The organism is Adhaeribacter aerolatus (assembly GCF_007991635.1).
Taxonomy (GTDB): Bacteria; Bacteroidota; Bacteroidia; order Cytophagales; family Hymenobacteraceae; genus Adhaeribacter; species Adhaeribacter aerolatus.
Map to the genome: position 1 here is coordinate 53,838 of NZ_BJYS01000024.1, position 21,777 is coordinate 75,614.

General features: G+C 38.3%; 20 protein-coding genes. 9 read left to right on the top strand and 11 right to left on the bottom strand.

Going from position 1 to position 21,777, the window contains the following annotated elements; translation table 11 throughout:
- Nucleotides 1–537: 537 nt before the first annotated feature.
- Both AAE02nite_RS15970 and AAE02nite_RS15975 read left to right on the top strand, forming a co-directional pair.
- The gene (locus tag AAE02nite_RS15970; RefSeq protein WP_146899601.1) at nt 538–822 is read left to right on the top strand and encodes a type II toxin-antitoxin system RelE/ParE family toxin; all 285 of its coding nucleotides are present in this window, start codon (nt 538–540) and stop codon (nt 820–822) included.
- 18 nt (nt 823–840) lie between these two features.
- Nucleotides 841–1,131 carry a HigA family addiction module antitoxin gene (locus AAE02nite_RS15975; RefSeq protein ID WP_146899604.1) on the top strand — a complete coding sequence of 97 codons (291 nt, stop codon included), beginning with the start codon at nt 841–843 and terminating at the stop codon, nt 1,129–1,131.
- Between the two features lie 630 nt (nt 1,132–1,761).
- Here AAE02nite_RS15975 and AAE02nite_RS15980 read toward each other — a convergent pair.
- From AAE02nite_RS15980 to AAE02nite_RS16010, 7 genes are all read right to left on the bottom strand, one after another.
- Nucleotides 1,762–2,076, bottom strand: a complete 315-nt coding sequence (locus tag AAE02nite_RS15980; RefSeq protein WP_146899607.1) for a type II toxin-antitoxin system HicB family antitoxin — start codon at nt 2,074–2,076, stop codon at nt 1,762–1,764.
- 114 nt (nt 2,077–2,190) lie between these two features.
- A complete protein-coding gene (locus AAE02nite_RS15985; protein WP_146899610.1) occupies nt 2,191–3,228 on the bottom strand; it encodes a Fic/DOC family protein in 1,038 nt (345 codons plus the stop codon).
- Nucleotides 3,229–3,240: 12 nt separating this feature from the next.
- Nucleotides 3,241–3,495 (bottom strand): antitoxin VbhA family protein, encoded by a 255-nt coding sequence (locus tag AAE02nite_RS15990; RefSeq protein WP_146899613.1) that lies wholly within the window; start codon nt 3,493–3,495, stop codon nt 3,241–3,243.
- 190 nt (nt 3,496–3,685) lie between these two features.
- On the bottom strand, nt 3,686–4,093 hold the full coding sequence (locus AAE02nite_RS15995; protein WP_146899616.1) for a hypothetical protein: 408 nt from the start codon (nt 4,091–4,093) through the stop codon (nt 3,686–3,688).
- A gap of 138 nt (nt 4,094–4,231) precedes the next feature.
- Entirely contained in the window at nt 4,232–5,218 is a 987-nt protein-coding gene (locus AAE02nite_RS16000) for a hypothetical protein (protein ID WP_146899619.1), read from the bottom strand.
- A 434-nt stretch (nt 5,219–5,652) separates the two neighbouring features.
- Complete coding sequence (locus tag AAE02nite_RS16005) at nt 5,653–7,290, bottom strand: toprim domain-containing protein (protein ID WP_146899623.1); 1,638 nt, start codon at nt 7,288–7,290, stop codon at nt 5,653–5,655.
- 95 nt (nt 7,291–7,385) lie between these two features.
- A complete protein-coding gene (locus AAE02nite_RS16010; RefSeq protein ID WP_170252619.1) occupies nt 7,386–8,723 on the bottom strand; it encodes a DUF3945 domain-containing protein in 1,338 nt (445 codons plus the stop codon).
- 279 nt (nt 8,724–9,002) lie between these two features.
- On the opposite strand from AAE02nite_RS16010, the gene AAE02nite_RS16015 reads away from it, so the two are divergent.
- Nucleotides 9,003–9,740: a M23 family metallopeptidase gene (locus AAE02nite_RS16015; RefSeq protein ID WP_146899631.1), complete on the top strand. Its 738-nt coding sequence runs from the start codon at nt 9,003–9,005 to the stop codon at nt 9,738–9,740.
- On the opposite strand, the gene AAE02nite_RS16020 is transcribed toward AAE02nite_RS16015, so the two are convergent.
- The 4 genes from AAE02nite_RS16020 to AAE02nite_RS16035 all read right to left on the bottom strand — a co-directional run bounded on the left by AAE02nite_RS16020 (nt 9,719) and on the right by AAE02nite_RS16035 (nt 15,118).
- Entirely contained in the window at nt 9,719–10,081 is a 363-nt protein-coding gene (locus tag AAE02nite_RS16020; RefSeq protein WP_146899635.1) for a hypothetical protein, read from the bottom strand. The two genes, AAE02nite_RS16015 and AAE02nite_RS16020, sit on opposite strands and share 22 nt — an antisense overlap.
- Before the next feature lie 5 nt (nt 10,082–10,086).
- On the bottom strand, nt 10,087–12,078 hold the full coding sequence (gene mobC, locus AAE02nite_RS16025) for a conjugal transfer protein MobC (RefSeq protein WP_146899638.1): 1,992 nt from the start codon (nt 12,076–12,078) through the stop codon (nt 10,087–10,089).
- Between the two features lie 170 nt (nt 12,079–12,248).
- Entirely contained in the window at nt 12,249–14,693 is a 2,445-nt protein-coding gene (locus AAE02nite_RS16030) for a relaxase/mobilization nuclease domain-containing protein (protein WP_146899642.1), read from the bottom strand.
- Nucleotides 14,678–15,118 carry a plasmid mobilization protein gene (locus AAE02nite_RS16035; RefSeq protein WP_146899645.1) on the bottom strand — a complete coding sequence of 147 codons (441 nt, stop codon included), beginning with the start codon at nt 15,116–15,118 and terminating at the stop codon, nt 14,678–14,680. The genes AAE02nite_RS16030 and AAE02nite_RS16035 overlap by 16 nt, the downstream gene beginning before the upstream one ends.
- A gap of 984 nt (nt 15,119–16,102) precedes the next feature.
- Here AAE02nite_RS16035 and AAE02nite_RS16040 point away from each other — a divergent pair.
- The 6 genes from AAE02nite_RS16040 (at nt 16,103) to AAE02nite_RS16065 (ending at nt 21,749) form a co-directional block, all read left to right on the top strand.
- On the top strand, nt 16,103–16,855 hold the full coding sequence (locus AAE02nite_RS16040) for a ParA family protein (RefSeq protein WP_146899648.1): 753 nt from the start codon (nt 16,103–16,105) through the stop codon (nt 16,853–16,855).
- 5 nt (nt 16,856–16,860) lie between these two features.
- On the top strand, nt 16,861–17,391 hold the full coding sequence (locus AAE02nite_RS16045) for a DUF3408 domain-containing protein (RefSeq protein WP_146899651.1): 531 nt from the start codon (nt 16,861–16,863) through the stop codon (nt 17,389–17,391).
- A 418-nt stretch (nt 17,392–17,809) separates the two neighbouring features.
- Complete coding sequence (locus AAE02nite_RS16050; protein WP_146899654.1) at nt 17,810–18,571, top strand: hypothetical protein; 762 nt, start codon at nt 17,810–17,812, stop codon at nt 18,569–18,571.
- A gap of 19 nt (nt 18,572–18,590) precedes the next feature.
- A complete protein-coding gene (locus AAE02nite_RS16055) occupies nt 18,591–18,917 on the top strand; it encodes a DUF4134 domain-containing protein (protein WP_170252620.1) in 327 nt (108 codons plus the stop codon).
- Nucleotides 18,918–18,929: 12 nt separating this feature from the next.
- Nucleotides 18,930–19,253, top strand: coding sequence for a DUF4133 domain-containing protein (locus AAE02nite_RS16060; protein WP_146899660.1), 324 nt, complete (start codon nt 18,930–18,932; stop codon nt 19,251–19,253).
- 3 nt (nt 19,254–19,256) lie between these two features.
- Nucleotides 19,257–21,749, top strand: coding sequence for a TraG family conjugative transposon ATPase (locus AAE02nite_RS16065; protein WP_146899663.1), 2,493 nt, complete (start codon nt 19,257–19,259; stop codon nt 21,747–21,749).
- Nucleotides 21,750–21,777 lie beyond the last annotated feature (28 nt).

Below are 21,777 nucleotides of genomic sequence, written 5' to 3' on the forward strand. Positions count from 1 at the left end.
AATTATAAACAAAAGTTACGGCGCTTCCTATAGATATAGCATAATAGAACAAATAATGGGACCAGTAGAAAAGTTTACTTATTCTCCTGCTTCTTCTACTCTTTTATGAGGTGAAAACTGCAATAATATTACATCTATATATAGATTTAATACGTACTAATTCTAAAGGCGGAAACTTCAATATATGCAAAAAATAAGCCGTCTTTGCTCAAAGGGTTTATTCTTAAAAATTCAAAACAAGCATTATGGAAGACATTCAAGCTATTAAACCGGGCCCAAAACCAAAAAAAGATGATGGGTCGTATGATGAAAGAAGACGAGTTACGCCAGAGAAAAAGGAAAAATACTCCCCTCCTCTCAAACCGCACAAACATAAGCCCAAGGATTAGTGATTTTTGATGTCCTAAAATAAGAGGAAATATTTCTGGTTAAATTAATAGAACCTGTGGGCTTATTCTCACAGGTTTTTTTACGAATAAAATTTTAATAATTTTTAATCTTATTGTAACCTATTACGTAACAGGTTATATTTGCAACATGATTGTGAGTTTTAAGCACAAGGGTTTAGAGCGCTTCTTCCGGAAGGGAGATAGCTCTAAGCTAAATCAAACGCACCTGCCCAAGATTAGAAGGATTCTGGCCCAATTAAACGCTGCTCAGCAGGTACAGGATGTTAACGTTCCTGGGTGGGACTTGCACCCTTTAAAGGGAAATCTTAAAGACCATTGGTCAGTAAAGGTCAACGGGAATTACCGGATAACTTTTATATTTATTGAGGAAAAAGTAGAGGTACTAGATATAAATTACCTAGATTACCATTAACCCAATCAAATTTAAATTATGATAATGTTTAACCCGCCGCATCCCGGCGAAATTTTAAGAGAATACACGGACGCAACGGAACTATCCGTAACGCAAATAGCGGCCAAGTTGCACATAAGCCGAAAAGTGCTTTCGCAAATTTTAAATGGCCATGCGGGTATTAGTGCCGAAATGGCCTGGAAGCTTTCCGCTGCTTTTAGCACTACACCTGATGTCTGGATTAATTTGCAGAAACAGTATGACTTGTGGCAGGCCAAGCAGAAGGTCGATATCTCCCAAATACCGCAATTGCTCGTGCAGGCAGCATAATCAGGTATCAAACTAAAAAAGTTATTTTTTCTTCCCTTTTGTAATTTACCATTGCCACCAACGGCATTTCTTTTTTGCCGGTGCTGATTCTTTCGGCGGCTGCTTTAGTACCGATTCTTTATTTTGTTTTTGACCCAGCAGAAGGTTCGTACAGGCGAAGAGGCGTTAAGCGGGCAAACAGGCTAAAACGGGTCCAGTAGGAAAATTCTATATATAGTCATGTCGTTAAGAATGGCAGGGTAGCAGCCATCCGGGAGCAGGCCCAGATAAGCACCTGAGTATTTAATTTCCCTGTAAATGCACCAAAAATGTGCCCAAAAAAAGGCCCGCAGAGGGGCCTAAAGGCTTTTCGCCTGAATCCATAAAATAATATTTAAGTGGGGTTCTTGATTATTGGGAGAGCATAAACATGCACAGGATGCTGCCGGTCATATTAAAAAGAAAAGAAATAATGCTAAGGGTTTTGTAAGTCTCCCTTTCCATAAATTCCTGCCGTTCATTTCGGCTTAATACGTAAGTACAAAGAAGACCGATAGTAAGGCTGACAATAATGATATAAGGTATCACATCCATGGCTTTCTATTATTTAGTAATAAGTTAAAATACGGCGAAATTAAAAAGTTGACAATATTAGAAAAGGGTGGTACGAACTAAGTCTTTTTTAATTTCTTCCCAGGGACGGGCTGTGATTTTACCCTCTAGAAAGTCACGCTTGGCTTGTAGTAGCTCTTTTGCCTCCGCATCAGAAATTTCTGTGACTACCTGAAAAGTTTCGCCGTCTGACTCAAGACCTTCGACATATAAGCTAATAGCCTTCTTAGCCAGTTTGATAGCCTCTTCCGTTGTTTCGCTTTGGGTGAAGCATCCAGGCAGCGTAGGCACGCTTACGCTGAATCCTCCTTCTTCCTGTGGAGTAAGCAATATGCGATAAGTGCGCTGTTTCATAAGTACAAGTTTACTGATTCAGAATAGTAAGTGATTTTTTCATCCCTTTTGTAAATACTTTTTCTTTAGTTCTAACGAAGCCCCAGCACTTTGCGGAACAGGCCATCTTTGCTTTTATCTTAATTTTGGTCCTTTCGGTTTTTGCTTTAGATCCTCACCAATATTTTGCCCTTTGGCAATTTTTTCCAATTGTAAAACAGACTGCTCAAACCGTTTTGCATCTTTGAAATCCTGGGTTCCGGGTGCAATGACTGAATGATTAAAAACAGCTTTTATAACTTTATTAAAACTATCCTTATGCTGTACTATATTTTTCTCATTAAATCGGGTTTCAGTCAGGCGCTGAAGATATACTTCCAGTGGCTCCGTACCCCGGAGCGAGGAATGGATTTCCATTAGCCGGATGCCTGTAACATCAAACTCTCTTTTAACTTCCATTCTCGCCAATTCCTCGCTTAGAAGTGGGGTGGTCGATGCGGGAGTGTTACGGATCTGCTCGGCTTCTTTGGTTTGTATGGGCCTGGTAATTCCCCGTAATAAATTTTTTAATTCGTCAAGGTTCTCGTTATTGTTTGGTGCACCATGCTTCCGGATTATACCTAAATCTCTTGCCCGGTTATAATCCTCCTTATTATTCATGCTAAAAAAATCAATGCTGTAACCGGCCTGAATTCCTAATTGCGAAATAGCAGCTTGCATACTCCTTCCGTTACCCTCGCGAAAAACATGGGTATAATTATATTGATCGAGATAAAAAGCGGTCCGGTCAATAAATTTATCTATGGGTAAACCAATCAAATAATTTTCTTTCGCTAATTGATTCGACAGGGCTTTTAAATTTTTGTCTATATCGGTATAAGGAGCGAATACCATAATTTCCCGTTCCCCGGTGGCATAACTTTGCTTATGTCCCTGAAATTCCCGGTCAGCTCTGGTTTCCCCGGCCCAGGGGTAAATTCTTCCGAATAAGGCTTTATGGATTTCCTGAAAATGGTCTTTATCAAATTTCCCCCCGGGTATCCCTCCCCTATCGTTTAATTGGGATAATTTTAAAAAGGAAATGTTAGCTTCCTGTTGGGACAGATCTTTGGCATTGGTTATGTTTAAATTATTAATTAATACGCCGTTGCTATCCGAAAAAAGATCTGCCATATTTTACAATTGTTAAAAACGGCCTTCGGTAGTAACAGGGGGAAATTTCCGCTTGATCTCGGCAAATAATTTATCTTCGACTTCTTCTAAAGTCAATTCCCCATCGATATAGCGTTGCATGAGGCCCAGGGTAAAATCATCTGGCATGGGAGCATTGGTAATAGTGCAGGCAAGGGAATTTAGGACTAACTTTTCTCTTTTATTTCTGGCTGCCAATTGCTCGGTGCTTAATCCGGGGGGCGCTGCTTTAAATACGTCTAACTTCATAAAATCAGGTTTTTTTATAAGAATCGAATCGAAAAAAAGTTAAAACAGCTACCTAATAGCGTTCTAACTATAGAACAAATTTAAGCCTTTTTAATTCCTGGCGTACGATGGCAATTGGGACCTAATTGGCGGCCGGAAAAGATTGGGAAAAATTAGGGCAAGCGTAAAAGCTTGCCCAGATTTTAAAATTTCAGAATAAAGGTAGCTGCTGGCCCGGCACTACCATATCTAAGGTAACGCCATAAATTTTGAGCGCTTCCAAAATTTTAGGGTGCAGGCGGTACCGGTTCAGATTTTCTAAAATATGGTTTACTTTAATTCTTAATCCTTCTTTAGCGGTTAAGTATCCGGTTCCTAATTCGTTCGGATTATGGCTGGCGCTGGACGATCCTCCTTCAAAGCTGCAGACCTGATTACTGGCATAATCCTCTCCTACGCACCACCGGCCGTTTAGGGGATGCTGCGCTACGGTAATGGTTAAATAATTAGCCAGATCTACATAACAGGAAAAAGCTTTTTCGGGGTTTGTGCAAACGTGGTTCTGGTTAAAAAAATATTCTTTAAAAAAGGATTCTGGATTTAATTTTACAGCTTCCATAAAGAGATTTTTAAATTAAAACAATTGGAAAAAATTAAGGCAAAATTGATACTTTTCGAAAATGGGAGTTTTACAATTGTAAAAAGTGCTGGAGAAGCCGGTAAAAACGGGTTGCTCTTACCGGCTTCTTTCCGCCCCTTAAAGCGCCATTTGGGCGATATTATGAAAAGCTTTTTGATCAGCTTTAAACCTCTCGTTAATGGTTAAGGCCGATTTACCGTTAAAAAGGGCATAATTAGCAGCATTATATAAAAGCCATAAATTAGCGTCGGTCTGCAATTCCTGCTCTTCAACCCGTAACCGTTCTACCGCCATGGAAGCCAGTTTTTTCGGCAATCCGGATTCCAAAATAACCTGTTGAACATCGGCATCAGTAGGTAAGGCCACCTGAACCAATTTATTATAAATGGCACCCGTTACGGAACTGTTTTGAGCCGTGAAATTTTTTAAGATTTTAGTTAAATGCTCTTTGAAAAATTCCAGATTTAAACCTTTATGGTGAAAAGTTTCGGCCAATATTTTTTCTTCTTTTTTAATCCGCTCGATATTTACGTGTTCTACTTTTTCTTTTAAAGCATCCAGATATTTTTTAGGCTGGCCATTGGCTAACCAATTAAAATATTCCTCATAACTCATAAATTCGTCTGCCCATCCCATCAGGCCATTCGCGCAAATCTGGCGGTAATAAGATATTCTTACTTTATCCTCGTTCGTACTTTCAATGCTTGAGCCTTGAATGTTAAAAGGACTTTTTCCGGTATAAGAATTATTGATGATGAGGTTTTTGTATATGCGCTCATTGCCTACTTTCAGGCTATCAGGAAGAATAATATTGATACCAAAATCACCTCGGGAAGTATAACGGGCATCAATTTTATAATCTGTTGCCACGCTGTCCACGACCGACCGAAGAAAATCATTGGGTATTAAAGTATATTCATCTGATTGCAGGGCAAAAACGTGTTGGGTACCATCGGGCATATAGCCAACGATTGCCCGTTGTCTATCGGATGGCAGCAATTTATAAGAGCCGGGTAAAAGGTCTTGTAATTTTTCTTCCACTATGGGAAAGCAGATATTATCCCAGGAAGTTGCTTTTTCTAAAATTGTGCTTTGCGTTGCCATAATCTTTTTAGTTACAATTGTTAACTTATTGTCTATATATATTTATACGAAACGTATCATTTAAAGATACGATTAGTATATATTTATTTACAAACATTTATAACTTGGCGATATTTTTTCCCCTTCACTTAAAATCCTTTTTCTTCCTGGATATCAGGCACTAAAAGCGTACTTTACAATTTTTTAGTTAAGCCGGGAAGTCCCATTGAATTGGATATTGAAAGGATTGTGGGCTAGAAGCCTGGAAGGGAATTTACAAAGTAAATTTGTCGCTTGCGACCAAAGCAAAGCGTAGCCTGGAAGGGTTCGACCAATAGGGAGCCTCCTTCTTTTAAAAAAAACCAAACCCTTTTCCGGATCTGGCTTTTACTATCGGCACTTCTGAAATTCTTAATTTTATACCTTTTAATACTGCTGAAATTCCAACTTTTACCTTAAAATCCTAGCCTTGCCTGGTATGTTTTTTGTTTAAAGTTACCTGGTTTACTTGACTGATTATCTGCTGCTAATCCTACTGTATCCGGGCTTCTACTTATCCCTGAAACGTTATTTTCTTTCTTTAAAATTTCCTGACTTTCCTGGTTCGCGTTACTCAAATCGAACATTTTTTGGAGCTGCTCATAGCGTCCTGGCTGTGAAACCACAAATTTTAAATCTGAATACGCCAGCTTTTCTTCGTGCTTCTTTTGGAGATCATTTTTATTGATATCTGCTAAAATTTCCGGGTTCTTATTAATCAGCTTAAACAACTTTAAATCCTCATTATAATCGTTTAATACAGCTTTATCTATCTTAATAACATTTTCTAACCCAGTTGCTACTACCAACGCTTTATTAAACTGGTGCATGGCAAAATACGTAGCCGGAATTTGGACCAAAAACTGATTTCCTTCTACTTTAAATTTAATTTTATCCTTTTCCAACTCCAATTTAACGACGTTACTCAACCCTTCTTTTTTCATTTCTTCCTCAATCTGCTTATTATAAGGATTCAATTCCTGCATTAATTTATCGGCTAAATCAATGACCGAACTAGGCGCGGGAGTGCCTGGATTTTGGGCCTGTAAGCTGGCGAAGGCCAGCTTAATGCTATTTTTGGGGTTGGCAAGACGTTGGGAAGGAAATTTTTCAGAAGCCAGTTCCCGCAGGAACATCAGATCATAATAAGCGCCTTTTTTATCGTTGTCGTTGGCGGTAACGTATTTAAAATTTGCATCCGTATTTCCTTTGGCTTTTAAGTCTTTTATGGTCTGAATTTGATTTATGGTTAAGTTTCCCCCGTAGGATACAAACAAAGTATTCTCCGGATTCCGGAGTTCTTTATAACTAAGGGCATCCAAGGCACTTTCAACCAGTACCATTTTATCTAGCTTGGGGGGCATATTGGAATGCCATACACCATTGCTGCGGTCAGAGCCCTCCGCATGGGCCTTATAATTGCTGTTTCGTATTTCTAACCCTACCATTCGGGTATCATTAGCCAGGTGATAAGGGAAAGCTACGTTTGTATATATGGGTCCCGGTTTAGTTGGATCCTGGTACTGCACATTAAAAATACGTCCGGTAAATTCCGGTTTTTCCAGGGTGTCTAAAGAAATGCTTCTTTCGCGAAAGAAGTCTTTTTTAAAGAGAGGTTTAATTTTGTAATAATCAACCAGGAATTTATGGGCCTCTATATTTTGCAGCACTTCGGAATTTACTAATTCCCGGTTCTGCTGTCTAACCGGCTGGGGTAATTTAAGGTAATTATATAAAACAGCATTCACATTGGCATTTTCATTCCTGGTATTGTTTTGCGGAAAAGTGGTGCCTAATCTTCTTTTTACAAAATTTATTAAGCTGCCTTTATCGGTATCATCATCCGGATTCCAATAACCCTGTTTGCCCGGGTTGGTTGGATTCATAATAATAATCCGGTCGTTCGTTTGGGGATTAAAAAAAACCGGTGTCCGGGAGCCTTTTTTTATTTCGTGTTGGTAACCATTGGCCGTGGCCAATTCAATAATAGAAATTTCGTTACGAAAGTCCTCGAAGGTTCTGGCCTGGGGAAACTTATTTTTAATATCCTCCATGGGGGAAAAATTAAGCAATTAATAGAAAAGGGGAAACAGATTCCTATCTTAATACCTGGACTGAATTAATAATGGTAAAATAGTGGTTCACAATTTTATAATTTTGGTCCCCCTCTTTTTTTTCCAGGTACTATTTTTAATTTAGGATCTTTCTGCTGCTGGCTTTTTACCGTATCTATTTGTTTCACCGTATCGGCTTTATTACCATCGTTATTGGCTGCTACCTGAATTTTATGTTCTGGTTTTACCGTTTCTTTGATAGTTGTTTCGGGCAATTTCTGGAAGGAAAAACCTTTTTTAGCCGGATCTATTTGTACCGTTGCTGAAAATTCCTGGTTTTTATCATCCTTCATGCCGGTGATTGGGGTTGGTTTTCCTTGCTCTAATAACTTCTTTTGTTCATCCGTTAATAAAACTCCTTTCAACATATTTGGAATTTTAATCCGGTCGGCCCGAATGGCCACTATTTCTTTCGTATCCTTATCTACCCCTACATAAGCCTTAAATTCCGAATTAGTAGTTTTGTCCATAAGTGTGACCTGCTTACCCAGATTTCCGGCTTCTTTTAAGTTTTGCTTATCTTCATCTGAAAATTCATAGCCCAAATAATTTTTGGGAATATCTAATGCGGCCTTAACCCCGTGGAAAACGAAGGTAGGTTGCCCGGCCGGATTCTCTACCAAACGAAATTTCCCATCCAATGAAATTTTAACCCCGCCTAAATCGCCTTTAAGTCCCTGAAATAAAGAAGTCTTTTCCCCATTCAATAATTTCTTCATATTATCAGTCTTTTCGAGTAGTTCCCTGGTTAAACCTAACTTCTCGGCATCCTTCCAGTTGATGGCATCCGGATTAAATTTTGGTTGTTGCATTTGATTAGAATTTTCTTTTTTTATAGTTTTATTTGTATTTAATGGCTCATTATTTTCTGGAAATTCAAAATCTTCATTCTTTAGAAATTGGATAAAGTTTCTTAAATCTGTTCGAAAACTGGTTTTCGGCAATTCATCATCCGGCATTTGATAAAGGCCATTCTTTTGATTATAAGAATAGGCCTTATCTCCATTCGGATCATTTGCCATTTTTTGAAATATTTTTTGTCTCTGGTCTTCCGGAAGATTGATAAAGGCCCTTTCCGTTCTATCTGTAATGCCGGTAATGCCGGTTTTCTCTTTTAGTTTTCTCAGGCCATCTATTAAATTGGATTTTAAACTGGGCAGATGCTCCTTTATTTCCGCGGCTGCTTTATCTATTTTTTTTGATGTAGGTACAGCTAACACCTCTAAATTATGATTTTTGTAATTGTTATGGAAGTTTATAATAAAATTTCCCAAAAACCCTTGGTGGAGGATTACCTCAAACGCCGGGTTAGCTGGATTGCCGGGTTTCGCTGGATTATGTAATTGGGGATTGCCTTGTTCGTCTTTGCCCAAAATACTTACTTCTCCGGTTTCTTTATTTACGGTAAATAAGTGTTGCACCGTTTCGCCTATATTTCTTTCTGTTTTTACTGGACCCTTAATCGATTCTTCCTGGTTGCTGTTTTCTGTACTTGGGAAGGAGGGTGCAAACGCTGCCATAATTTCACAAAATAAAAGGTTTAATAAAATCCTGTTTTGGTCGGGATAAAAACGAAATTATTTATAATATAGATAATCTTACGCCTTTTTTAATGCGTATATTTCATCATACGAATAATTTTAAAAAATGGCATGCCGCGGCACTTAAAATGGACAGCTTTTAGTTTTATTTTTTTGGCTAATATACAACTGCACGCGCAAGGTTTTGCAATTGGAAAAGATACCGCTATATGGGAAGAGATTTCCGAGGCAGAAAAATTAAAAGCTTCGCTGCTTTGGTTGAAAAAAAGAGCTTTAAAAGAAGAAATAAAAAAGGCCACCATTGACCTTTTAAAACACGCGGCTACTTACAACGATGTTTATACTGTCCTTCGGATTTCCAATTGGGATTCCGGCATGATGCGAACGATCCCTAGCCTGGTTCCGATCCGACAGGCGAAGATAATTAAGTTTAAAATCAGTTCCGGATTTGGTTACCGGAAGCATCCCCTAAAAAATAATGATATGTTTCATGGGGGGATTGATATTCCGGCTCCTAATGGTACGCCGGTTTATGCCGTGGCCGATGCCGTGGTTATTAGCGCGGTAAAATTTCATTCCTCCCTGGGAAATTTTGTTCAGCTAAACCATTTAAACGGATTTATTACGCTGTATGGCCATTTGCTCCGGTTTATTGTCCTACCGGGGCAGACGGTAAAACAAGGGCAGGTAATTGGTTACGTCGGGCAATCGGGTTGGAGCACGGGACCCCATTTACATTATATTTTAATTAAAAATGGTTTTGCCCTGGACCCGTATCCCTTTTGCTTTTTAATGTTTGAAAAGTTTAGAGCAAAAGAAAAGCCTGTTTATTCCGGCAGTTCAAAATAATTATCAATATTGTCTATTTTATCTTGTAAGCGTAGTTTTGGCGCAAACATAGAATTATCCTCGGCTAGTATATAATTCAGGTTAAAATCTTTCTTTAAATAATAATTTAGCAGGACCAGGAAATTATCTATCGTTCCCCTTCCCGCTGATTCCATCCGATGAATAATGCCCTGGTTTAAATTTGTGTCCTCTGCCAGCTTCATTTGTGATAATTTGGGCCGGATGGAAGTCCGGACTTCGAGCAATCGTTTTCCCACAATTACCTGAAATTCGGTTGTATCCATGGGTACCACCTTATTTTTTTCCTGGGAATCTTCCAATTCTTCAACCTTGTTTTCCATTATATTTACTTAGCTACTGGTGCTTTTACAACTGTATTAATACGGATTAATTCTGCTTTTATTAAATTCTCAATGTCGGCTTTAATCTGAAGGTAATTATTCTGGATGATTTCATCCATCCGGTTTACGCCGGCACTATCGGTAAAATTGGTAATGACCGGAATTTCCTGGTAATTACTTTCTTCTTCTTTTACCCCTTTAACGTCTATTTTAATCGTGGCATGGAAAACCTTTTGTCCTATTTCTTCCCCCATATTATCCGCTACGGCACCGACAAACATTCCCTGAGATAAGTTAGCGATCTTACTGGCCGGGATCATGCTATCCAATTGGGTAGAAGTAGAAGAAGAAGTGCTATCCCGGCTTACGGAAATACTCTGGCGCTTTTGTAATATCCGGCCAAATCTCTCGGATAACTGTTTGGCGCTATCCCCTACTACCTGACCGGAAAAAATATTGCCAATTGTATTTTTAATTACGGTCGCTTCTGCCCTCCCGTAATCTCTTTCCAATTGGGAAAAGTCCTGGAAGCCTAATAACGTACTAACCTTGTTACTCCTGGCCGTGGCAATCAAATTATCTAAACCTTTAAAGTAAATGGTTGGCAATTCGTCGATAATTACCGAACTTTTCAGCTTATGTTTTTTATTAATCAGTTTTATAATCCGGGCATTATACAGACCGAGGGCGGCGCCATAAATGGCTTGCCGGTCCGGGTTATTGCCGACGCATAAAACTTTGGGCGCTTCCGGGTTATTCAGATCCAGCGTAAAATCATTGCCGCTCATCACCCAATATAATTGCGGAGAAGCTAACCGGGATAAAGGTATCCGGGCGCTGGCAATCTGGCCTTCCAGCTGTTCCATCGCCCCCCCTTCAAACGCGGAAACGAACGGCTTAACGTAGTTTTCAATTTCCGGGTAACTGCCCAAGATAGGAAAAATTTCTTCGTATTTCCGGCTTAAAAATTCGATGGCATGCGGAAACGTACAATACTTACCGTTATCATATAACCGTAAAAACCAAATAATGGCCGCCAGAAAATTAATAGGAGATTCCACGAAAAATTCTCCCTGCTTTTCGATCCACTTTTTATTCAGGTTAAGCATGATGGTATAGGAACTTTCGTAAGCGTCTATAATATCACTCATCATGGAAGGTAAAAGCGGATTACAACGGTGGCTCTTGGCCGGGTTGTCAAAGTTGATAACGTAGAAGCTTGGCTTTACCTGGTACTTATCATAATTCTTTAAAAGGGTATTATAAGCAATCCGGCTTAAGTCGTCAAACTTATAATCATAGATATACATAGCAAACCCTTTTTGGATGTGCTGCTTTATAAATTGATTAATAACCGCAAAAGATTTACCGGACCCGGGGGTACCGGTTACGCCAGTGGCCCGAAAGGGATTAACCACGTTTATCCAGCCTTTGCGTATTTTGCCTTTTAGTTGGTATTCGGTGGGCAAATTAACAGAATACTCATTTTGCATGAAAGCTTCTTCCTGGGGGAAAGATTCGTTTTCCTCGTTAAAAATATCTTTCATCAGATCATGGTTAAATAATCTGGTTAGATAGTTTCCGCTTTTTAAAAGCATCAGGTAACCGACGGTTAAGGTGCTGATATAAAGGAACGCATTTAAAGTTAAGCGATTAAATAAATTTAAAAAGAGATCATTGGCAAAAAACAGGAAAGCGCCCAGGACAAAATATATTCTAATCTTTTTACCCGTAATGGTTTCGGATTTAACGCCTTTGGTACCCAAACAGGAAATGGCTAAAAAGAGAATACAAGCTAATTTAGAATAAATGGATTCTTGAAAAAGGCCACTTCCTTTATTCAACTTTTTTAAAACATTATCTATAAATGGCACCGTCCATCCGTTATCCTGAAAAACAGCATAACAAAACCAATAAATATTTAATAAGAGGAGAAATATACTAATAACCTGGGTAAAGTCCATTAGCTTGGATAAGGCTCGTTGATCTTCGTGCATTTGCTTTAAAAGTTAAGGTTCAATACCAGTAATGCCGGAGTAAATTCCGGTTCAGACAAGAGCCAAAGCAAATATAAATTATTTTGCCAGCAGCCTCCGATAAGGTACTGTTTTTAAAAATGATAACCAGATTATTTACCAGGTGAATTAATTTAAGCAGAAATTTAAGTTTACCAACGGGGGCGGCGGCGCTTTTTCCGCTTGTTTTTCTCCGGCTTATGTTCTTCCATTTCTCCGCTTTCAATTCCAAAAACAGCATCGGCCAGATTGTTAAATAGCGTTCCCAAACTTTCTAAAATCCCGGCACCTTGCTTTGATTCCGGGCTGTAACGGCTCGTAAAATGGTTATTCAGGCTTTGTTCCCGCAGGGCATCTGCCGGGTATCCCGCAATTTCTTTCTGAATTACTGGAATTAAATCTTTCGCTTGTACCTTTTCTGCATCTCCGTTTTTGTGATTAAGTTTGATAATTTCCGCTATGTCTTTCTCAATTTTCAGGGCAAGCGATTTATTTATCTTATGAATTAAACTTAATACGTTATGGGTAACTTTTAGGTCATTTTTTTGGTAGGCTTGATTTAACCTTACCATCAGGCTGTATTTAGGCGAAACTTTAACCGCTCCGTTTTCCAATTGCCGAAATACTAGCTTTTTTATACTGGCTTCGGTCTTAAGGTTAAAATTATTAGCTTTCAGATAGTTGGTAATTTTTGCTCCGGCTTTGACAAAGGTGCTTTCGGGGAACTTGAAATACCCGATATTATAAGAGACAATTTCCCCTTGACTACCGGTTACCAGCTTTACCAATAACCCGTTATCCAACATATTAGAAAGGGTTTGATGATAGTTTAAATCTTTATTCTGGGTCCTGAAAAAACCATCCACATAACTTAAATTAGCATGGCTGTATAGCAAATGTTTATCTGTTCTGGACAAATAAGGCAGGATGGGCGAACGATCTAAAAAGTTAATTCTGTCAGCTAGTTTCAAATCTTTATAATTCCTGTCCGCTGGTTTATGGCTTAATACCTTTAAAATATCCCGGTCTGCCTTCTTAAAGAAAGGAATTTCCCTGGCTGTTACGGCTAATTTCTCTTCGGTGGCCGGGGTGCCAAATAAATTAAAAATGTTGTTCTGAGGCATCGGGTAACCTACTTCCTGGCTTTTGGTAGAGTGGATCAGCAGGTCATCTCCTTTTTGGGAAAAGGTAATATTATTGGCGTACAAGAAGCTTAATTTTTGCTTTAAGCTTAGAGCCGTATTAGAACGGATAAAATCTACCAGCTGCGGGGTATTAGCGGAAAAATAAGCAGTTTCCTTTTCCTGTACTTTCGGTAATTGCTTTTGCCGATATTGAATAAAGTCGGTTACCGCCAGATTGGCCTGTTCCTTTCCCATATCGGGAGCCTGTTTTTGCAATTGCAAAACCAATTTTCCTGCTAATTCGGGTAAAGCTTTTATAATACTGCTTTCGAAAAAATAGGTATCATCCGTTTTCCGGTACTCATTATAAATAGCTATTAACGTTTTATTTGCTTTTTGTAAGTCCTGGCCCGAAAGCGTAGTTTCTGAAAAACGCTGATTTAAGGTATGGGCGGAATATTCCTTCCCTAAGCTGCGGCCATTGATAACCATTTTGCTTCCGTTATCAATGAAGGTTATCCCGTAAAGGCGTTTTTCCTTGCTCTGGTGATAAACAACCTGGATCCCCTGATCTTTTAACCGGTCCTTGAAATCAATCTGGGTTATATAAGGATATGCTTTTAAAATGCCGTTTATCTTCTGGCTTAGAATGGATTTTAGATTGGCATCCTTTATCTGTTTTTCGTCCTGGCTGAACTTATCCAGCAAAGCTGTCAAGCCTACTTTCTTATCAATGCTGCTGGCCTTTATCCGGGTGCTTACTTTCTCCCCTTCCCTATTGATGACGGAGTACAATAATCCTAAAGTTTTATCCGGATCACTTTTGTCTTTTACTTCATCTACAGTAACATTGTATTGATTGAGCAGCGTTTTAAATTCCGGAAGAGAAGTAAATTTAAAATCTCTGGTAGCGGAACGTACCACGGATGAAATGGCACTTTTTGTATCCGTCTTGCCGTATTCAATGCTTTGAACATTTATAGGCTCAAAAATATTCTGGCTGTTTTTTACCTTTTCACTCGCTTTAACTAACCCAAATTCAATTTCCAGTTCCTTCCGGACCGCTTCGGAACGGTATCGCTCATTACTGGTTGGAATGGCTTTACCATTTAAACCGATATTTACCGAAACAATATGAATGTGGGTACGGTCAATATCCTCATGCTTGTAAATAATAAAAGGCTGCTGGCCGTAATTCATCCGGTCCATATACTGCCGACCAATCTCGGTTAATTGGTTATCATTTAGCTTATCGGAAGGATCCGGATTTAAAGAAAGGTGAAAAGTAGGTTTGCTGATTTTGGGGTTCAGATTAATATACGCCTGGAAAGCCTGGATTTTATCCTTCAGGGTAATATCCGCCGGAGCCTTTATATCATTAATTAGTTGCGCATAAAGGATGGATGATTTTTCCTTTTCGTTATAATTTAAAAGGCCGATAATATCCTTCCCCCTTATTATCCTTGCAACCATTTCTCCCTTAATTGTAAAATAATTTTATAAAATTCGTTTTGCTTTTCTTCTAATTTTTCGGTTAACCAGATCAACTTTGTTAATTCTGGTGGTACAGGTTTTGCCTGGGTTAAGGAATTAACCTTCTTTACTACCTGGTTATAATTGGTACCGATATCCTTAATTTCCCGAATCAGATTCTGCATTTCGGTTGCTAAAATTACGCCGGTACTGTCTTTAATTCTTAGCGTTTTGTTAAATGCCATATCGTGAAACATATCGCTTTTACTGTTATAAGAACTTTTTAAAAACAGTTCCTCAAAGTATTTTAGCTCTGCATCGGTTACCCGAAAATGAATATCGTTCTTTGCCCGTTCGTGGTCTGGCTTCGGCTTTCTCCCTCCCCTACCCTTCTTTCGCTCACTTGCCGGTTCTTCTTTTTCCATTAATTATTATTTTTTAAAAGCGCCTCTGGAGCATTTTTAATAATTGGCATTAGCACTGAATTTTGGCAATTTTAGTTTTTGTAGCACAAAAACACATCTTGCTTTTTGCTATCGCAAAACATAAGGCAATATACTGATTTCGTTAGCAGATAGTTTTCGGACCTAATAGGGTATTCCAGCGCCTATAGAAGACCGGAATAAATAAGTAAACACGTAATCATATAATTAAGTAATTATATAACATACTATAAAGGATACAAAGCAAAATTAGCTAATCACTTAATTAAGTAAATATATAAATAAGTAATTTTTAAAGTTTCTTTAATATATACCCGATTCTAAAAAGTAAGTAAATATATATTCAAATATTTAAGCAGGTAGTTAGTTATATGATTACAAAAATATGTAATTATACATTTAGTTATATAGGAAGAAATTTAATTACCTATAAAACTAAATATATAACCAGCAAAACAAGTATTTATATGCTTATTTATTCCACCGGATATATAATTATATAGTTACTTATTATACTAATAGCTTATTTAGCTAATTACTTATTCTGCTAATTACTTATTCAGCAAAATATCTATTAAGCTAACAACTTATCCAGCTAATTACATATCGGGCTAATTATCTATTTAGCTAATTACTTATTCACCTAATTACTTAAAAAGGTAAAGAGAACAATACTTAATTCTGTAATTATATTTTAAAGTATTTATTTATCTTTACAGCCACTTAAGCAGGCAACTATATAATTAAGTAAAAACATAGTTATATATTTAAGTAAATAAGTAAATAGGTGTTTACATAATTAGTTGAATAAGTAGATGGGTTCCTATATGACCAAGGGGATAAGTAAATATATATTCATATGATTTTCTGATTAGGTAAATAACATATAACCCTTTTTTATAAATAAGTATTTATCTATCTAAGTAGACATATAAAGAAGTAATTAAGTAACGTCCAAAACTGAAAATGGAGAGAGAAACAAAATTTATATCATTCTTTAATCAAAAGGGAGGAGTAGGCAAATCAACCTTAGAAATATTAATGGCTAGTTATTGCCACAATGTACTCGGATTAAAAATTGCTATTCTGGATGCCGATTATCCTCAATTAAATATTCATAAGTTAAGGGAAGATGAAATCAATCTGGTTAAAAGGAGCGAAGCCTATCAGCAGGCATTTGCAAGTCTAGGCAAACCAGTTTTTCCAATTGCCAATAGCAATCCAACCGAAGCAGTAGCACAAATGGATATATTTTTGGATCTGGAAGCAGGGGAGGAGCCATACGATATAATTTTTGTGGATTTGCCCGGCACCATCAATACCCCCGGGGTGCTGGCAACCATTAGCCAGTTAGACCATATCTTTATACCCTTGATTGCGGATCAGCTGGTTATTAAAAGTTCTCTTGAATTTGGGGTATTAGTAAACGATAACTTAATAGATAAACCAAATATAAATTTAAAGACCCTGCACTTCTTTTGGAATAACGTTGTCAAATCGGAAAAGTCAAATTTATATGAAATGACGAATTCTGTAATAGAACAAGCCGGGTTAAAGGTTTTGGAGACCATGATTGGGCAAAGCGTAAAATTCCGTAAACCTGAATTCAGGTCTACTATATTCCCTATGCAGCCCAACTTAATCAAAGACACCAGTATGATTCCCTTAATTGAAGAAGTTTTAAAGGTTGTTGGTATTAGTATTAATGCTTTAAAATAAAAGTTATGTCCAAGAAAAGACCTACTCCGGCTTTTGATGAAAGCTTTTTAATAGGCAGTATCAGCGGGTTGAATAGAAATAAAGAACCTGAACCACCAGTAGAAATACCGGCTGTCACCAATGCGCCTGAACCTGATGTACCAGGGGGAAAAGAGGAAGAACCTAGTAACCTGGACCCTGATTTACAATTAGAAAACACAGAACCTTCGCCGGCTCCCCAGAGTGCTGCTGCGCCGGTAGTTATGCCGGAAGAAAGCAAAGGGAAAAAAAAATCTGCCAGCAGTACCGCTACTCCCAAATCGCAGGCTGGAAATACCTGGGAATATGAAAGATTTTTAACGCCTACTTCCGGCCGTAAAAATTCCCATGTCTATATATCCGATCTAAAACATTCCAAGATTAGACAGATCCTGGCCCTGACAAGTAATAAAATAGCTATTGCCGATTATTTAGAAAATGTCCTGGATGAACACTTTGAAAAGTACGAAACTCAAATTAAAGACCATTTTAGAAAATCCCTGTTCGATAACTTATAAGCAGTTTTGAATATTAAGGAGTTTTATTCTATTCAATCAAACCTATGTAATTGAAAATTAGGGATAAATAAAAAAATTAATCAAAGTAGGGGAGGGGCCCGCAACCCGTTTCTAAAGAAATGGCTACCATCGGTTTAAACACTGGTGGTAGCCATTTCTTTTTGCAATTGTTAATGAAAATATATTTTAAAAATATCCTAAATTTATTCATCTTATAAATATTCCCTAACGTATAGTTTTTTAAGAAAAAATAATCCATTCCGGGTAAAAAACCGCTCAATATCTTAATTTTCTAATAAATAAGCATTCTATTTTACCAAACAAGAATCGATAACTAATTTTTAAAGCTAAAAATATCAAAAAAATATTTCTGATATGAATAAAAATTATTTATAATATAGATAAATTTTCACTAGGTATGTTTGCAGGTATTACATGGGGGCAATTTGGCCTTTTCCTTCTGGTTGCGATTAGTATTTATTATGTGGTAGTAATATTACTTTACTACCGGGCCGAAGTGTTTGGCAAGTTCCAAGAAAAGAAGAAGCCAGCTGATTTAGTACCTTCCCCGGTGGCTGTTCCCGTCATTTCTGCTATTGGTAGTACGCCGGATTATGGCAGTAGCCTGGGTGCTCCCGTTACCCCTGGTGGTACTGATAATCCCACCCATCAAGAGAATAAAGAACCTGAAATAACGGAAGAGGAGGGAAGTTCAGATGCATCGGATACCGGAGTAACTAACCATAACCCGGAACTAAGCATACTGCCAGGGGATGATGAAAATGCCTTTGCGGTGCAAGACCCGGAAGAAGATATGTTTTTTGACGATGAAGTAAACGTGGAAGAGCAATTTATCTCTTTTGAAGAGGCAGATTCAATCGAAGTTCTTACCGGAGGCATCACGGTGGCGGAATTGGATAGAACTGTAGATCTGCTGCAACAGGAAGAAATTTCATTCTCAGAAAAAAGGGAATTATCTAAGAACCTGGAATTAATTGAAGACAGCTTTTTGCTGCAAAGCATCACCACTGATAATACCCGCGCAAAGGAAAAGCTGGACTTACTTTTTGGAGATAAATTCTTTGCAGAAGAAGTACCTGAAATAGGGGAGCAGGTTATTAAAGATTCCTTCGCTGATGTTGATGTAAAAAAATTAATGAAACATAGTATCCATTTCTAACAGCCTAATTTATAACAACATGAAAAATTTTAAAACCCCAAAAAACAAAAAATTATTAAGTGCGGTGGCTTTGGTTGCGTTATTTTCTATCGCCCCGGCTGCTTTTGGCCAGGGGAACGGCGCTGCCGGCATCGAAGCGGCTACGGCCCAAGTAACCAGTTACTTTGATCCGGCCACTAACTTAATGTATGCGGTAGGTGCGGTGCTCGGCCTGATTGGCGGGGTTAAAGTTTATTCCAAATGGAATAGCGGGGATCCGGATACCCAGAAAGTGGCCGCCGGTTGGTTTGGCAGCTGTGTATTCCTCGTAGTCGTAGCGACTATTTTAAGAGCCTTCTTTTTGTAATTCACCTCGATTGTGGCAACCTATAATATCAATAAGGGAATTAACAAGCCCGTTGAATTCAAGGGCTTAAAGGCGCAATATCTATTCTACTTTGCGGCCGGTTTACTAGGTATTTTTTTAGTTTTTACCATTCTCTACATAATTGGTTTAAACGCCTATCTCTGTATCCTGTTTACCCTTCTGGAAACCAGCTTGTTATTCCATTTAGTTTTTAAGTATAACCGGATTTACGGGGAGCATGGCCTGATGAAAAATAGTGCGGCCCAAAAACGGCCTAATTATCTGGTAAATCAGGGCCGGTTCTTAAAAATATTGAAGTATAAAAGAAAGAGGTAACCAATGGGCGTTATTTATAAATCGGATTCTCTCGAAAAGAAACTGCCTTTGTATAAGGTGGAGCATGACTGTATTATTAACAAGTTTGCCGAAATAACAGTCTGTTTTCGGGTAAATCTGAAAGAGATATTTACCCTGTCGCAACCGGAGTATGAAAGTTTACATCAAACCTGGATTAAAGCGTTAAAAATACTTCCAAAATATACCATCATTCATAAACAGGATTGGTTTGTGGAAGAAAAATATCAGCCGGATTTTGCCAAGGATGATTTAAGTTTTCTGGATCGGGCATTCGAACGCCATTTTAACGAACGGCCCTATCTTAACCATTATTGCTACCTCTATATTACCCTTTCCTATCCGGAAAAGGCTAAGAAAAATAGTATGTGGGGCTCCCTAGTTCGGGGTAAAATTATCCCGAAGGAAATAGATTCCCCGGTGGTTATCACCAACTTTTTTGATACGGTCAGCCAGTTTCAAAGGATCTTAACGGATAGCGGAGCGGTTGGCTTGGTTCGTTTAACCGAATCCGAAATTGTCGGCACCGAAGGAAAAGCAGGCATTATTGAAAAATACTTAGCGGTTAGCCAGGATGAGGTGGTACCCTTGGCAGATATTGATTTTACCAATGGTTTACAAATAGGAGCGAAGAACTTTAATTTATTTACCTTATCGAACATAGACGATCTGCCCGGTTCGGTAAGTACCGAAAAAAGGTATGACCGCTTAAGTACGGATAAAAGCAACTGCAATATGGGGTTTTCTTCCCCCGTTGGATTGTTGCTTTCCTGTAACCATATCTATAACCAATATTTCTTTATTGACGATCATGCGGAAAATTTAAAAGAGTTTGAAAGGAAGGCCCGAAATTTAAATTCTTTGTCTTTGTATAGCCGGGAAAATGCGATAAATAAAGAATGGTACGACCAATTTTTGAATGAAGCCATTAGCTTTAACCAGACTTCAGTAAGGGCTCATTTTAACGTTTTCTTATGGTCGGAAGACCCGGAGCAATTAAAAGAGTACCGAAATTTGGCTACAGCTGGAATTGCAACCATGGATTGCAAACCTCGCTTGAATACAAAAGATATGCCGGCTTTATTCTGGGCGGGTATTCCGGGAAATGCTTCTGATTGTCCGAGTGAAGAAACTTTTTATACCTTCCTGGAACAAGCTTGCTGCTTTATCAATCACGAAACCAACTATATATCTTCCAGTAGTCCGTTTGGTTTAAAAATGGTCGATCGCATGAGTGGCAAACCCATTCTGGTCGATATTTCGGATGAACCCATGAAAAAAGGGTTTACCACCAACCGGAATAAATTTATCCTCGGTCCCTCGGGAAGCGGCAAGTCCTTTTTTACGAACCACATGGTAAAGCAGTATTATGAACAGGGAACCCATGTGCTCCTGGTTGATACCGGGAATTCCTATTTAGGATTATGTGATTTAATTAACCGGCAAACCCAGGGGAGGGATGGCGTTTATTTAACCTATACCGAGGAAAACCCGATCAGCTTCAACCCTTTTTATACCGAAGACGGGCAATTTGATATTGAGAAAAAAGAAAGTATTAAAACGCTCATTTTAACGCTCTGGAAAAGGGATACGGATATTCCTACCCGGGCAGAAGAAGTAGCTTTATCCAATGCCGTTAATTACTACCTGATTGCTCTGAAAGACAAAAATAGTATTACCCCAAGTTTTAATACCTTTTACGAATTTGTAAATGGCGTCTACCGGAAGATTCTGGAAGAAAAGAAAGTAAGGGAAAAAGATTTTGACCTTGACAATTTTATAAATGTCCTGGCGCCCTATTACGAAGGAGGCGAATATGATTATCTGCTGAACTCGGACAAAGAATTAGACCTGCTGAATAAGCGTTTCATTGTTTTTGAACTTGACAATATAAAGGATCATAAAATCCTTTTCCCGGTGGTTACGCTGATTATCATGGAAACCTTTATTAATAAGATGCGCCGGCTAAAAGGTGTTCGCAAAATGATTTTAATTGAGGAGGCCTGGAAAGCTATTGCCAAGGAAGGGATGGCCGAATATATTAAATACCTCTTTAAAACAGTTCGGAAGTTCTTTGGCGAAGCGGTGGTAGTTACCCAGGAGGTAGACGACATTATTCATTCTCCAATTGTAAAAGATACCATTATCAATAATAGCGATTGTAAAATTTTGCTGGATCAGCGCAAGTACTTAAATAAATTCGAACAGATTCAAAACTTATTAGGATTATCTGATAAGGAAAAAGAACAGGTATTGTCCATTAACCTGGATAATAACCCTAACCGAAAATACAAAGAAGTTTGGATTGGCCTGGGCGGTGTAAAAAGCGCCGTGTACGCCACAGAAGTTTCTCCGGAAGAATATTTTACCTATACCACGGAAGAAACGGAAAAAGTAAAACTATTTGAATTAGCTAAACGGAAAGGGAGTATGGAATTAGCCATTACGGAAATGGCTAACATAGCCAGAGCCAGTTAATGTAAACCTGTTAAACCTAAATTCTGAA